Here is a 14,385-nt window from a genome sequence, read left to right as displayed (position 1 = left end):
CGTATCTTATGAAGAAAAAAGCGGATTATGCTTGAGCTATTGGTTTGAAGCGGAATTCGTGAGAGAGTTCTAAAATCAAAAGGTTGAGTCCGCCAAGAGACTTCAAGGCTGACACGAAGGAGAAGAAACACTCATGACAGGTGCACGTCCCATATTGGTTGTCGATGATGATCAGATACTTCGACAAACACTTGTCGAGCAATTGCAGCTTGATGGTGAATTTGCCGTCAAGGAAGCAGCCAGTCTTGCTGAAGCCCGCGAAAAACTGAAAGCACCAGATAGCCGTTTTGACGCCGTTCTGCTGGATGTCACCCTCTCTGACGGAGACGGGCGGGACTTCTGTGCGGAGTTGAGAAAAGACGGTTTCCGTATGCCGATCATCATGCTGACGGGTTCCGATGATGAGGCAGACATTGTTCGCGGGCTGGATGCCGGGGCCAATGATTATGTTGCCAAGCCTTTCCGTATTGCTGAGCTTTTGGCGCGGTTGCGGGCACAGCTTCGCCTGTTTGAAAACAGCGAGGATGCGGTCTTCTCTATTGGGCCATATACCTTCCGCCCTTCAGCAAAGCTGTTGCAGGAGCCGGTTAAAAACAAGCGTATTCGTCTGACGGAAAAAGAGACGGCTATTCTAAAGTTTCTCTACCGCGCAGGCACGCGCCCAGTGCCACGGCAGGTGCTTCTGAACGAAGTGTGGGGCTATAACGCTGCGGTCACGACGCATACGCTTGAAACCCATATTTACCGCCTACGCCAGAAAATTGAGCCGGATCCGACCAACGCCAGCCTTCTGATAACAGAGGGCGGTGGTTACAGGCTTAACCCGGAAGCTAAAACGGGTAGCGCAGTCTAAAGCATCAGAGCAGAGGGTAAGTCCTCTGCTCTTTCTTTATCAGCTTTATCAGCATGAAAATTACTATACATTAATATTCTTTTGCGACATTAAAGGTCTCGGTTATGGCTCTTTCACTCCCTGCAGTTCCTCCTCTCCCCAAGAGGTTTTTACGGAATGCCCGTCTTCTGCCAAGCCGTGATGATATGCTCCCCTTACTGCCAAAGCATGCTGTTATTGCGGAGGTAGGTGTAATGAAAGGAGGGTTTTCCAGAAAAATACTGGATGTCTGCAAACCCTCTACCTTCTACGCTATTGACGAATATAGGGTGCATACGCTGCCAGAGGTTTGGGGCTGTCCTATAGACGAGTTTTTTGAAGGAAAAACACACCGGGGCTTTTTTGAAAGCAAGTTTGGTGCGGATATAGCAACTGGGGTTGTTAAGGTGCTTGAGGGCGATAGCGGCGCGATGCTTAATGCCCTTCCTGATGAAAGCGTAGACATTATTTATCTGGATGCCGACCATAATTATCTGGCCGTTGTGCGTGACCTTGAGGTTGTGCGGCGTAAGATCAAGCCTGTGACCGGGCTGATTATTTTGAATGATTATATCATGAGGGATGATAACGGCCCTTATGGCGTTATCCAGGCCGGGCACGAGTTCATGCTGCGTGATCGGTGGGAAATGGTTGCTTTTTGTCTGGAAGAAAAAATGTACTGCGATGTTGTTATTCGCAAACTGTCTGACAGCCGCGTTCGGCGCATTGCTCAGTGTCTGGCGTATAATCTTGGATACGAAAAACTGGGGCGGTTCTAGGCCGCGCCCAGCTTTTACAGGTAGTTTTAGGCGCGTCTGACAATATAGGAATGGCCCAGCGCTTTGGTAATGAGCGCTGCGTGCTCAGGGTCTCTTGCCTCAATCATCACTTCAAGCTCAGCAGCCTGAACGGACGGGGCCGCAAACAGCCTTTGGTGTGAGACCTCAATAATATTGCCGCCCGCTTCCCCAATCGTCTTGGAAATATCGGCCAATACGCCAGGACGGTCAGGAATTTCCATCACCAGACGCAAAATACGACCATCGCGCAGCATGGCACGCAGGAGCGTGTTGGCAAGAATGCGGCTGTCGATATTTCCGCCGGAAATAGGGAGCGCCACATTCTTCCCACGGAACAGATCCGGGTACGTCAGAATAGCAGCCAGACCAACTGCGCCAGCTCCTTCACTGACCTGCTTGGCTCCTTCCGCCAGCAGTGTGATGGCATTTTCTACAGCACATTCTGGTACCACCAGCACTTTGGAAACCAGGTTACGAATAACCTGATCAGGGGCTTTGCCTATCTGGAGAACGGCAATGCCTTCCGCAATGGTGGAGCCACCATTAGGGCGTGTGGCTGCGCCGGGAAAGGCTGAGAGTGAATTATAATTTTCAACCTGTACGCCAACCAACTCGACATCGGGGCGAATGGCCTTGCTGGCAACAGAACAGCCACTGAGCAAACCGCCACCCCCAATGGGGGCTACCAGCATGTCCAATGGTCCTGCATCTTCCAGCAGTTCCAGAGCGCAAGTGCCTTGGCCAGCCATAACCGCGGGGTCATCATACGGGTGAATGAAGGTTCGGCCTTCACGCGCCTGAAGATCCTGAGCGAACATGAGCGCTTCAGCAAAGCTCTCACCTTCCAGAATAACGCGTGCACCCCAGTTGCGGGTACGCACAACCTTACCGGCTGGCGTGAACTTTGGCATGACAATAACGGCGTCAATACCAAGCAGGCTGGCATGGCGGGCAACGCCCTGAGCGTGGTTACCTGCGGAGACAGCAATAACACCGCGCTGTCTTTCCTCAGGTGTGAGCAAGGCCAGTTTGTTTGCTGCCCCACGCTCCTTGAAAGAGCCAACGGCCTGAAGGTTTTCAAGCTTCAGTGTGATGTTGGCCCCGGTCGCTTTGGAAAGGGCGTGAGAGGAAATCGTGGGCGTGCGGAGTACCTTGCCCTTGATCCGTTCCGCGGCCGCCGTGATGTCCTCAAACGCGATCATATCAGATGAATTTCACAGAAAGAATTTCGTAGGTCCGGTCACCGCCAGGAGCGGGGACGGAGATGGTGTCACCTTCATGTTTGCCAATCAGGGTCTTGGCCAGAGGGGAGGAGACAGAGAGAAGCTTCTGCTTAATGTCGGCTTCGTAAACGCCAACAATCTGATAGGTCGCTTCTTTGTCGGTATCTTCATCCACTACCGTAACGGTGGCACCGAACTTGACCTGATCACCGGAAAGGGTCGTGGGATCAATGACCTCGGCGGTTGAAACAATTTCTTCCAGCTCGAGAATACGCCCTTCAACAAACGACTGCCGTTCACGCGCGGCGTGATATTCCGCGTTTTCTGAAAGGTCACCGTGGCTACGGGCTTCCGCAATGGCGCGGATGATAGCCGGACGTTCTTCGGACTTGAGTCTGCGCAGTTCGTCTTCAAGCCGCTGCAAGCCCTTGCCCGTCATCGGAGTTTTCTGCAAGGCGTATCCCCAGAGTAAAGCTGCCGGCAACATGCCGGCAGAGAAGTTACACAGATAAGCGGACACCTACCGCACAGCGAAAACACAGGCAGTTTGCAGTCCGCAACAGAATGGGCGAGGGGGTTAACCCCGCCCGGTCTGCTTAGAATGTCCCACTAAAGTATGACTGAAGTGGCGCAACATCAAGCGGTCCTTCCCGCATGGCCGCAATTGCATGGATTGCAGCCCGTGCGCCTGCAACCGTTGTATAGTGTGGAATGCCCAAAACCAGAGCAGAACGGCGGATGTCAAAGCTGTCTGCAACGGACTGGGCGCCGCGTGCCGTGTTAATAACCATCTGGACTTCACCTGAGCGGATGGCATCCACGCAGTGTGGGCGGCCTTCCAGCACCTTATTGACGACGGTTACATCAATGCCTGCTTCGCGCAGTTGCTTGGCAGTGCCGCGCGTTGCCAGGATTTTCAGCCCCATGCGGGCAAGCTGACGCCCCAGAGCAGGCAGATGCACCTTGTCATTATCCCGCACGGACAGGAACACTGTGCCTTCCGTTGGTAGGCGAACACCCGCACCAAGCTGGGATTTGGCAAAAGCCCGCTCAAAAGACGTATCCAGCCCCATGACTTCACCGGTGGAGCGCATTTCCGGACCAAGGATGGTGTCCACTTCCGCAAAGCGGTTGAAGGGGAACACGGCTTCCTTGACCGCCACATGCGGGGTCACTGCGCGGTCATCAAGATTAAAGCTGGTCAGTTTATCGCCAGCCATAACGCGGGCACCAATCTTGGCAACCGGCACCCCAGTGGCTTTCGCCACAAACGGCACAGTACGAGAGGCGCGGGGATTGACCTCCAGCACAAAGATATCTTGATCCTTGATGGCGTACTGAACATTCATCAGACCGACAATGCCCAGCTCACGGGCCATGGCTTCGGTTTGTGCCTTTAGTTCCGTTACGATTGCAGGGGAGAGCGTGTAAGGCGGCAGGGCGCAGGCGCTGTCACCAGAGTGAATGCCTGCTTCTTCAATGTGCTCCATCACACCGGCAACATACACTTCCGTTCCGTCAGAAATGCAGTCAACGTCGGCTTCAATGGCATCGTTCAGGTAATGGTCAATCAGCACAGGGCCGTTGGCAATATCTGCTCCGGCCAGTTGCAGAGCAACGCGCATATAGCGCTGAAGGGCCTGCCGATCATAGACAATTTCCATGGCGCGACCACCCAGAACGTAGGATGGGCGTACCACCACGGGGTAGCCAATGCGTTCGGCAATCTCTTCCGCTTCCTGCGGGTTACGGGCAATGCCGTTTGCTGGCTGCCGTAGGCCCAGCTTGTGGAGCATGGCCTGAAAGCGCTCACGGTCTTCAGCGCGATCAATGGCATCTGCCGGCGTGCCCAGCAGCGGAATACCTGCTTTTTCCAGCGCATGGGACAGTTTGAGCGGGGTTTGCCCACCATACTGAACAATACAGCCTTTGATTTTGCCTTTCTGCTGCTCACACCGGATCAGTGCAATGACGTCTTCCGCTGTCAGAGGCTCGAAATACAGACGGTCCGATGTGTCGTAATCCGTTGAAACGGTTTCCGGGTTACAGTTGACCATAATGGTCTCAAACCCGGCTTCACGCAGGGCGTAGGCCGCGTGCACACAGCAGTAATCGAACTCAATGCCCTGCCCGATACGGTTAGGGCCGCCGCCAAGAATAACGATTTTTTCACGGTCGGTCGGGTCAGATTCACAGACAGGCGGCGCAAACATGCCTTCATAAGAGGAATACATGTAAGGCGTGCTGGATGCGAATTCACCAGCGCAGGTATCGATGCGCTTGTAAACCGGAGTAACGCCTGCATCCGTGCGTAGCTTAGCAACTTCTTCAGCCTGTAGGCCGGACAGCCGAGCCAGTTGCACATCAGAGAATCCGAGGGCCTTCAGGCGGCGCAGGCTTTGTGCATCGCGCGGCAGGCCGTGGTTTTCAACCTGACGTTCTGCCTGAACCAGCTTTTCAAGCTCACGCAGGAACCATGGTTCAAAACGGCAGGCTTCATGAATGTCTTCAACAGACAAACCGGCACGTAAGGCCTGTGCCGCCATGAGGATGCGCTCTGGCCGTGGCTGGGAGAGGGCTGCACGGAAGGCATCTTCTCCACCGTCCCCAGGAATTTCCACGGGGTCCAGACCATGCAAGCCGGTTTCCATGGAGCGCAGGCCTTTCTGCAAGGCTTCAGGGAAAGAGCGACCAATGGCCATAGCTTCCCCAACAGACTTCATGGACGTGGAGAGCAGAGCTGGCGCACCGGGGAATTTTTCGAACGTAAAGCGCGGGATTTTTACAACCACATAATCAATCGTCGGCTCAAAGGATGCCGGGGTTGTTGTGGTGATGTCGTTTTTCAGCTCATCCAGCGTGTAGCCAACGGCCAGCTTGGCGGCAATTTTGGCAATGGGGAAACCTGTTGCCTTGGAGGCAAGAGCGGACGAGCGGGAAACACGGGGGTTCATTTCAATAACCACCATGCGGCCGTCTGCCGGGTTGACCCCAAACTGCACGTTGGACCCGCCGGTTTCCACCCCGATGGCGCGCAGGCAGGCCAGAGAGGCATCCCGCATACGCTGGTATTCTTTATCCGTCAGCGTCAGGGCAGGGGCAACGGTAATGGAGTCACCCGTGTGGATGCCCATGGGGTCAATATTTTCAATGGAACAGACGATAATGCAGTTGTCCGCTTTGTCGCGCACAACTTCCATTTCGTACTCTTTCCAGCCCAGAACGGATTCTTCAATCAACACTTCTGTGGTGGGGGAGGCATCAAGCCCTGATGCGACGATCTGCTCAAACTCTTCACGGTTGTAAGCAATACCGCCGCCAGAACCGCCCATGGTGAAAGACGGGCGGATAATGGTGGGGAAGCCAATTTCCTTCAGCGCTTCATTGGCTTCTGCCATGGTGTGCGCAATTAGGCTGCGTGGGCTTTCAATGCCAATGGCATCCATGGCTTCACGGAATTTCTGGCGGTCTTCAGCGCGGTCAATGACTTCCGCATTGGCGCCAATCAGTTCCACACCGTGTTTTTTCAGGAAGCCTGAAGCGTCCAGGGCCATGGCTGTGTTCAGTGCTGTCTGGCCACCCATTGTTGGCAGAACGGCGTCGGGCTTTTCCTTCAGGATAATGCGCTCAACACATTCCGGCGTAATAGGCTCCACATAAGTGGCATCGGCCAGACCGGGGTCGGTCATGATGGTGGCGGGGTTGGAGTTGACCAGAATAACCCGGTACCCTTCCTCACGCAGCGCCTTACAGGCTTGTGCGCCGGAATAGTCGAACTCACACGCCTGTCCGATCACAATGGGACCAGCGCCAATAATGAGGATGGAGCGAATATCTGTCCGTTTGGGCATGGTACGTTCAGTCCTGACAGGCAGCCCACACGGGGCTGGATAAGCAAAAATGAGGGCGAATACGGGCTTCCACCATGCGGTGAGGCATGGCAGGCCGGGGCTGGTTAGTTTTTGCTGGCATGAGCATCAATCAGCGCCACAAACTGCTCGAACAGGTAAAAACTGTCAGAGGGGCCGGGGCTGGCTTCCGGGTGATACTGGACGGAAAAAGCCGTGTAGCGGTCAGATGCCAGACCTTCATTGGAGCCATCAAACAGGCTGACATGCGTAACATGCGCATCAGATGGCAGGCTATCTGCATCAACGGCAAAGCCATGGTTCTGGCTGGTGATCTCAACGCGGCCAGTGAGGAGATTTTTCACCGGCTGGTTAGCGCCACGGTGGCCGCGCGTCAGCTTGTATGTTGTGCCGCCCAGAGCTTGTGCCAGCAGCTGGTGGCCAAGGCAGATGCCAAACAGCGGAATGCCAGCGTCCAAAACACCTTTAATGGCAGGGACAGCATAGGTTGCTGTTGCGGCAGGGTCACCCGGACCGTTGGACAGGAAAACCCCTTCAGGCTTCAGGTCCAGAATTTCCTGCGCGGTGGTGGTGGCTGGCACTACAGTGACATCGCACCCGGCGGCAACAAGGCAACGCAGGATGTTGCGTTTTGCACCGTAGTCTACAGCCACAACCTTGCGCCGTTTGCCTTCAACCGTGCGGGTGCCATTAGGCCATTCCCAAACGCTGTCGGACCATGTGTAGGGCGCTGCACATGTGACTTCTTTTGCAAGGTCCATACCTTCAAGCCCAGGCCAGGCCTGAGCGGCAGCGAGTATGCTGGGGAAGTCAAACCGGCCATCTTCCGGGTAATACAGAGCAGCGGTCTGTGCGCCTTTGTCCCGAATTTTCAGCGTGAGGGAGCGGGTGTCCACCCCGGCAATGCCCGGCACATTGCGCTCTTTCAGCCAGTTTTGCAGGCTGTCGGTTGCGCGCCAGTTGGCCTGTTCCGTCACATCTTCCTTCACAACCAGCCCATGGGCACAGACCTTGGTGGCCTCATTATCAGCATCGTTCGTGCCGACATTGCCGATATGCGGGAAGGTGAAGGTAATGATCTGTCCGGCGAAGGACGGGTCTGTCAGGGTTTCCTGATAACCTGTCATGCCGGTGGAAAAGCAGATCTCGGCCAAGGCTGGCTGTTTGGTAAAAGCACCAAAGCCTTTGCCCCAAAGAACGGTTCCGTCTGCAAGAACAAGGGCGGCTGTTGCGCCATCCGGGCGGGCGTGGGGCATGGATGATCCTGTTGTGCTGCTGCCCTGTGTTGGGGCTGGAGAGGCTGTGTTAGCTGCGTGTGCGGGCTGTAATTCTGCCAGAGACAGGCCAGTTGCCTGCGCAATGACCGGCCAATGGCGGGAGGGAATAGCCTGTGCCTGCCGCCATTTGCGGATAGCTTCTGTTCCAACGCCCGTCAGGCGGGCTGTTGCATCCGGTCCGCCAAGGCGGGCGATTATGGTGTCGATTGACATAGGCATAGGGTATGTTGTTCCTCCCGTAGTCTGTCCTTTACCAGTTTGCTGTGGCGGTGGGAAGAAATTTCCCACTGAACGCAAAGGGGGAGGGTGGTTTGTGGGAAATTTTTTCCCACTACTGAGAAACATGCTCTGCAAGAGGCTATGTGGAGCCTAATTTAAAAAACGGAAGTAGGAGTGATCATGTCTTTACGCGAACGCCTGATGACAGACCTTAAGGCGGCAATGAAGGCCGGAGAAAGCGGGCGTGTAGGCACTATCCGCATGATCACGGCAAAAATGAAAGATGTGGAAATTGCTGCCCGTGCCAAGGGTGGTGAAGGCCTGGATGAGAATGAAGCGATTTCCGCCCTGCGCGGGATGGTGAAGTCCCGTACCGAGTCTGCCACTATGTACCGTGATGCAGGGCGTCCGGAACTGGCAGAAAAAGAAGAAAGCGAAATAGAGATTATTCGCAGCTACCTGCCGCCGGAAATGGACGAGGCCGCTCTGGATGCCGCCGTGAAAGACGCGATTGCTGAAGCCGGAGCAACCAGCATGAAGGAAATGGGCAAGGTTATGGCTGTGTTAAAAGCCAAATTCGGTGCCGCGCTGGATATGGGGCGTGCCAATGGGCTTGTGAAAGCGCAGTTAAGCTAAGCAGCGTAAGCGGGTGAGTGTGCGTAAACAGGATAGACGGCTGGAGTATTTATGGCGATAGAGCCGGGTTTTCTGGATGAGCTGCGCGCACGCACCCCGCTGGCGTCCGTCATCGGGCGGCGTGTCAAGTTGGCGCGCTCAGGGCGGAACTGGAAGGGGTGCTGCCCATTCCACGGGGAAAAAACGCCTTCTTTTTACGTTTACGATGATCACTTCCATTGCTTTGGCTGTGGGGTGCATGGCGATGTCATTTCGTTTGTCATGCAGATGGAAGGAAAAAGCTTTCCGGAAGCCGTGGAGGAATTGGCTGGCTCCGCAGGTATGGAAGTGCCCAAGGACACGCGGCGCACACGCGAAGAGGTGGCGCACAGCCAGTCTTTGGAAGATGTGCTTGAGCACACGCAGCAAATTTGGTCTCAGGCGCTCTATTCTCCTGCCGGGAAAGCTGGACTGGAGTATCTGACACGGCGTGGCCTGACACGTCAGACCATTGAGGAATTCGGATTGGGGTGGGCGGCTGATGGGCGTGGTGCCCTGACGGAAGCCTTGGCCCCTAAAGGCATTACCCCCCAGATGATGGCCGAAGCTGGCCTGATGCGCATTGATGAAGAGGGGCGGCCCAAGGGGGAACTTTTCTGGGGGCGTGTGACGTTTCCCATCCGGGACCGGAAGGGGCGACTTGTTTCCTTTGGCGGTCGTATTTTGGGAGATGGGCAACCAAAGTACCTGAACGGGCCTGAAACCTCGCTGTTTTCCAAGCGCCGTCTGCTTTTTGGGCTGGATAAGGCGCGGGCTGCGGTCAGGGCGCCGCGCCCGAAAGGTGTTTCTCCAACAGACCTGATTGTGGTGGAGGGCTACATGGACGTCATTGCCCTTCATCAGGCTGGTTTTCGCGGCGCTGTAGCAGCGCTTGGTACAGCCTTGACGCCAGAGCAGCTTGAGGTGCTGTGGCAGGTCGATCGCGCTCCCATCCTGTGTTTTGACGGGGATACAGCAGGGAGGCGTGCCGCTGCGCGGGCGGCGGAGGTTGCCTTGCCGCTGGTCAAGGCGGACCACTCCCTAAGACTATGTTTGTTACCTGAAGGTGAAGACCCAGATAGTCTGGTGCGCTCAAAAGGCGCGCAAGTTGTAGGGGAGATGTTTGCGACCGCCAGCCCGTTGTCTGAGATGCTGTTCGATCTGTTGACAGTGGGCGTGAGTAACCCCGGACCAGAAGAACGTGCAGCCCTGCGCCATAAGTTGGTGGAGGTTGCCGGGCTTATTCCCGATAAGGCTTTGGCCTCAGAATATCGCTCGACCCTGCTTGATCGGTTCTTTGAGACATTCCGGCGGAAAAAAAGCGGTGCAAAAGGCGGTGCGCTTGCACCAGCGCGCTCCGTGGTGCGGGATAGTGGGCCTGTGGCTCTTAACGCCATGGAGGAGCGGCAACGTATCCTGCTGGCACTCCTGTTGCGCTACCCGGAAGTGGTGCCGGAAGTGGAGGATGCTCTCTGCCGTCTGGCCTTACCACCGGCTTTTGCTGAGGTAAGGGACCTGTTGCTTGATCTTTCAGCAGAGGGCATGTTGCCGGAAACGGGGGATGCGCTGTTGAGCAGCCTCGAAGGGCAGGATGAAGAAGAGGTTGTGCAGGCGGTTCTGACGGGTGGCGGGCTGCCGCTCGCTCTGGAGGAAAAAGATACTTCTCTGGCTGTTGCCATCAGAACACAGTGGTGGCATTTCTACGGTTTGCTAAATTTTTCTCAATTCCAGCAAGAGGTTGAGCAGGAAGTGGCTCGCTTTACGGTGGAGGGGGGAGATTTGGCAGAATGGAGGCGATTGCAGCCCCGTCTGGAGGCGTTAGCACGCCTCAAACGTGGCGAAATGGAAGAGTTTGAGGCGTAAGGAATAACGACGTTCAGGCGGTGTTCCTCTTGACTTCCGCGGCTGGATACCCCACGTCCTGCCCGCCCTTGGAAAACTGAACAGTATGTATGGTGAACTGGTCGTTCTGCATTCTTTTCAGGATGTGGGCGGGGAGGGAGCAGGTCTGGTATGGCAACTAAAACAGCATCAGGTAACGTAGCGCAAGCAGAGCAGGATGGTGACACCACCACGCTCGACACGCAGTCCGGGGCGGTCAAAAAACTGATCGCAAAGGGGCGTGAGCGCGGCTGTATCACGTTCGATGAGTTGAATGCTGTTCTCCCTCAGGACAAAATGTCTTCTGAGCAGATAGAAGACATTATGGCCATGCTCTCAGAGATGGGCATTCAGGTTGTTGAGAACGAGGAGAGTGACGACTCCGAAGGGACCAAAGGCGAAAAAGCCGAGGATGATGAAGAAGCGGAAGAAGATTCCGAATCTTCCGAAAGCCCTGCCGGTAACGTCAACACGGAAAACCTTGGCCGTACGGACGACCCCGTGCGGATGTACCTGCGCGAGATGGGCACCGTTGAGCTGCTCTCCCGTGAAGGCGAAATTGCCATTGCCAAGCGTATTGAGGCTGGCCGCGATGAAATGATTGGTGGGCTGTGCGAAAGCCCCCTGACGTTCCGCGCCATCATCTCCTGGCATGAAATGATCCGTAACAGCGAGATGCTGCTGCGTGACATTGTTGACCTTGAAGCCATGCAGGCTGGTGGCAACCCGCCGGAAGAAGCCGAGTCTGGTTTTGACGGCGACGAGAATGAAGAAGCTGAAGAGCCTGATGCCGAAAACGAAGGCGAAGGCGAGGCAGAAGGTGAAGGCAGTGGTCTGTCCCTCTCCGCTTTGGAAGAAAAGCTGAAGCCCGAAATTCTGGCGCATTTTGACGATATCGGTCCGCTGTACGAGAAACTGCGCAAGGTACAGGTTCTGCGTATTGAAGCGCTGACTGCTGGCGAAGAAGTGCTGGATCAGTCCGAAGCTGATTACGCCGCTCTGCGCGATGAACTAGTGGGCAAGGTTGAGCAGATCCACCTGCATAGCAACCGGATTGAAGATCTGGTCATGCAGTTGAAGGAAATGTTCCGTAGCCTGAACGTGCTGGAAGGGCGGATGCTGCGTCTGGCAGAAAGCTGCCGCGTCTCCCGCGAAGACTTCCTGCTGAAATATCGTGGCCGTGAACTTGACCCCACCTGGATGGAAATGATCTCCGGTCTGCCGGGCAAGTCATGGAAAAACTTTGTCGCCAAACATAGTGACACGGTTGTGGACCTCCGGAACCAGGTTGCGGAACTGGCTCAGGAAACTGGCCTGCCCATTGGTGAATTCCGCCGCGTTTACGCGACCGTTGCCCGTGGTGAGCGCGATTCCGCCCGCGCGAAGAAGGAGATGATTGAGGCCAACCTGCGGCTGGTTATCTCTATTGCCAAAAAATATACCAACCGTGGGCTTCAGTTCCTTGACCTGATTCAGGAAGGCAATATCGGCCTGATGAAGGCGGTGGATAAATTTGAATATCGGCGTGGGTATAAATTCTCGACCTACGCTACGTGGTGGATACGTCAGGCCATTACCCGCTCCATTGCGGATCAGGCCCGTACCATTCGTATTCCTGTGCACATGATTGAAACCATCAACAAGCTGGTGCGGACATCCCGCCAGATGTTGCATGAGATTGGTCGTGAACCCGCGCCGGAAGAACTGGCTGAAAAGCTGGGAATGCCGCTGGAAAAAGTGCGCAAGGTTCTGAAGATCGCCAAAGAGCCGATTTCTCTTGAAACGCCGATTGGCGATGAGGAAGACAGCCATCTGGGTGACTTCATTGAGGATAAAACGGCTGTTATTCCATTGGATGCGGCGATCCAGACCAACCTGCGTGAAGCAACAACCCGTGTTCTGGCCTCTCTTACCCCGCGTGAAGAACGTGTGCTGCGTATGCGCTTTGGCATAGGCATGAATACGGACCATACGCTGGAAGAAGTTGGGCAGCAGTTTAACGTGACGCGTGAGCGTATTCGTCAGATTGAAGCCAAGGCCCTGCGTAAACTCAAGCACCCAAGCCGGAGCCGTAAGCTGCGCTCTTTCCTGGATGACAACTGAGATAACCATAAGGCCACTTGAGCCAACAACCCGCATGAAGGTGTGTGTCACCTTCATGCAAATGGCAGCGCCCCCCGAAGGTTCGCCAGTGCTCTTGCCGGATGGCTGGAGCCTGAGGCTTATTAAGCCATCGGTTACGTATTATCGTTACCTTCAGGATCATGTCGGGCGGGCATATTGCTGGTGGATGCGTCAGGCCAGTACGGATGCTATTCTGGCAGGCATATTACATAATCCGGCAGTTCAGATCGGCCTGCTCATGCAGGATGAAACCCCTTACGGGTTTTTCGAGTTTGACCTGACAGCCCCACAAGACATCAACCTTTCCTATTTCGGGCTTTTTCCTGAAGCGGTGGGGAAGGGAATAGGCCGTGCCTTTCTGGACGCCGTGGTGCGTCTGGCGTGGTCTTATCGGCCGACTACCTTGCGGGTAAACACCTGTACGGCAGATCATCCCCGCGCTTTGCCCTTTTACCAACAGGCTGGTTTTGTCACGGTGAAAGAGGTTGAGGAAGTGTGGGACGTTCCGCAGAGGCTTGGTTTGTCTATTCCGGAACGTTTTTTGGCCTGAATAGCTTGCCTTTTATTGGGAAGTGTGAAAGACACGCCATCTTCCCTGCCGGATGCGTGGCATCGCTCCGGCTATACCCGTGGCCTCTTCAAGGGGCGCTGTTAGCCGGAAGGGTTCGGCGCAGTCGGGTTGACCTTATCCGAAGGGAGACATTATGCCGCTTTATGAAACCGTGCTTATTGCGCGGAATGACATCTCTCAGCAGCAGGTTGACGCCATCATTGATGGTGTTGTTGCTCAGATCGAAGCAGACGGTGGTAGCGTCCAGAAGCGCGAATACTGGGGTCTGCGTACGCTGGCTTACCGTATCAAAAAGAACCGTAAAGGCCATTATGTGCTGCTCGGTCTGGATACGAAGTCTGAAACGCTTAAAGAAGTTGAACGCCAGCTGTCTCTTAACGAAGACATCCTGCGTCAGCTGACACTGCGTGTTGACGAAATTGACGAAGCTCCATCACCTGTTCTGTCCCGCAAGGGCGAAGATCGTGGTGAACGTGGTGGCAACTTCCGTGGTCCGAAAACCGCAGGGCGCTTTGAAAGCGGTCGTGGTCGTCGTTCTTCCGAAGATCGTGAAGAATACCGCGCTCGTGATGAAAAAGCAGCTGACGCTGCTGACGAAGGGGAATAATCCAGAATGTCTGACACGATGGAAATCAATCCCGCCGCTCGTCGTCCGGCCGTCGGCGCTCGTCGTCCGTTCTACCGTCGTCGTAAATCCTGCCCGTTCTCCGGTGCTAACGCTCCGAAGATCGACTACAAGGATGTACGTCTGCTGAGCCGTTTCCTGTCCGAACGTGGCAAGATCGTGCCTAGCCGTATTACGGCGGTATCCGCAAAGAAGCAGCGTGAGCTGGCACAGGCTATCAAGCGTGCTCGCTTCCTTGCTCTGCTTCCCTACGTTATGAGCTGAGGGAGAC

Annotated in this window: 12 protein-coding genes; 8 read left to right on the top strand and 4 right to left on the bottom strand. The window is 55.3% G+C overall.

Translation table 11 applies throughout. The features are described 5' to 3' along the window. Positions 1 to 133: 133 nt before the first annotated feature. Both Abci_RS00275 and Abci_RS00270 read left to right on the top strand, forming a co-directional pair. Positions 134 to 853, top strand: coding sequence for a response regulator transcription factor (locus Abci_RS00275; protein WP_048837146.1), 720 nt, complete (start codon positions 134 to 136; stop codon positions 851 to 853). Positions 854 to 957: 104 nt separating this feature from the next. After that, positions 958 to 1,650 carry a class I SAM-dependent methyltransferase gene (locus tag Abci_RS00270; protein ID WP_048837145.1) on the top strand — a complete coding sequence of 231 codons (693 nt, stop codon included), beginning with the start codon at positions 958 to 960 and terminating at the stop codon, positions 1,648 to 1,650. Positions 1,651 to 1,676: 26 nt separating this feature from the next. Here Abci_RS00270 and Abci_RS00265 read toward each other — a convergent pair whose 3' ends face one another. The 4 genes from Abci_RS00265 to carA form a co-directional block, all read right to left on the bottom strand. Further along, entirely contained in the window at positions 1,677 to 2,873 is a 1,197-nt protein-coding gene (locus Abci_RS00265; RefSeq protein ID WP_048837144.1) for a threonine ammonia-lyase, read from the bottom strand. Between the two features lies 1 nt (position 2,874). Then, positions 2,875 to 3,348, bottom strand: coding sequence for a transcription elongation factor GreA (gene greA / locus Abci_RS00260; RefSeq protein WP_048837218.1), 474 nt, complete (start codon positions 3,346 to 3,348; stop codon positions 2,875 to 2,877). A gap of 142 nt (positions 3,349 to 3,490) precedes the next feature. After that, positions 3,491 to 6,745 (bottom strand): carbamoyl-phosphate synthase large subunit, encoded by a 3,255-nt coding sequence (gene carB / locus Abci_RS00255; RefSeq protein ID WP_048837143.1) that lies wholly within the window; start codon positions 6,743 to 6,745, stop codon positions 3,491 to 3,493. A 104-nt stretch (positions 6,746 to 6,849) separates the two neighbouring features. Beyond that, positions 6,850 to 8,259 (bottom strand): glutamine-hydrolyzing carbamoyl-phosphate synthase small subunit, encoded by a 1,410-nt coding sequence (gene carA / locus Abci_RS00250; protein ID WP_048837142.1) that lies wholly within the window; start codon positions 8,257 to 8,259, stop codon positions 6,850 to 6,852. Between the two features lie 180 nt (positions 8,260 to 8,439). Between carA and Abci_RS00245 the strand changes: the two genes are divergently transcribed. The 6 genes from Abci_RS00245 to rpsR all read left to right on the top strand — a co-directional run bounded on the left by Abci_RS00245 (position 8,440) and on the right by rpsR (position 14,378). Beyond that, positions 8,440 to 8,895 carry a GatB/YqeY domain-containing protein gene (locus Abci_RS00245; protein WP_048837141.1) on the top strand — a complete coding sequence of 152 codons (456 nt, stop codon included), beginning with the start codon at positions 8,440 to 8,442 and terminating at the stop codon, positions 8,893 to 8,895. Between the two features lie 51 nt (positions 8,896 to 8,946). Then, positions 8,947 to 10,776, top strand: a complete 1,830-nt coding sequence (gene dnaG, locus Abci_RS00240) for a DNA primase (RefSeq protein WP_048837140.1) — start codon at positions 8,947 to 8,949, stop codon at positions 10,774 to 10,776. Between the two features lie 150 nt (positions 10,777 to 10,926). Continuing rightward, a complete protein-coding gene (gene rpoD, locus Abci_RS00235) occupies positions 10,927 to 12,897 on the top strand; it encodes an RNA polymerase sigma factor RpoD (RefSeq protein WP_048837139.1) in 1,971 nt (656 codons plus the stop codon). Then, positions 12,887 to 13,468: a GNAT family N-acetyltransferase gene (locus Abci_RS00230; RefSeq protein WP_048837138.1), complete on the top strand. Its 582-nt coding sequence runs from the start codon at positions 12,887 to 12,889 to the stop codon at positions 13,466 to 13,468. The genes rpoD and Abci_RS00230 overlap by 11 nt, the downstream gene beginning before the upstream one ends. A 154-nt stretch (positions 13,469 to 13,622) precedes the next feature. Beyond that, the gene (rpsF, locus tag Abci_RS00225) at positions 13,623 to 14,096 is read left to right on the top strand and encodes a 30S ribosomal protein S6 (RefSeq protein ID WP_048837137.1); all 474 of its coding nucleotides are present in this window, start codon (positions 13,623 to 13,625) and stop codon (positions 14,094 to 14,096) included. Between the two features lie 6 nt (positions 14,097 to 14,102). Beyond that, positions 14,103 to 14,378: a 30S ribosomal protein S18 gene (gene rpsR, locus Abci_RS00220; protein WP_048837136.1), complete on the top strand. Its 276-nt coding sequence runs from the start codon at positions 14,103 to 14,105 to the stop codon at positions 14,376 to 14,378. Positions 14,379 to 14,385: the final 7 nt, after the last annotated feature.

The sequence above is a fragment of the Acetobacter cibinongensis genome, assembly GCF_000963925.1.
GTDB lineage: Bacteria > Pseudomonadota > Alphaproteobacteria > Acetobacterales > Acetobacteraceae > Acetobacter > Acetobacter cibinongensis.
This window is presented reverse-complemented; position numbering and strand designations above follow the sequence as displayed.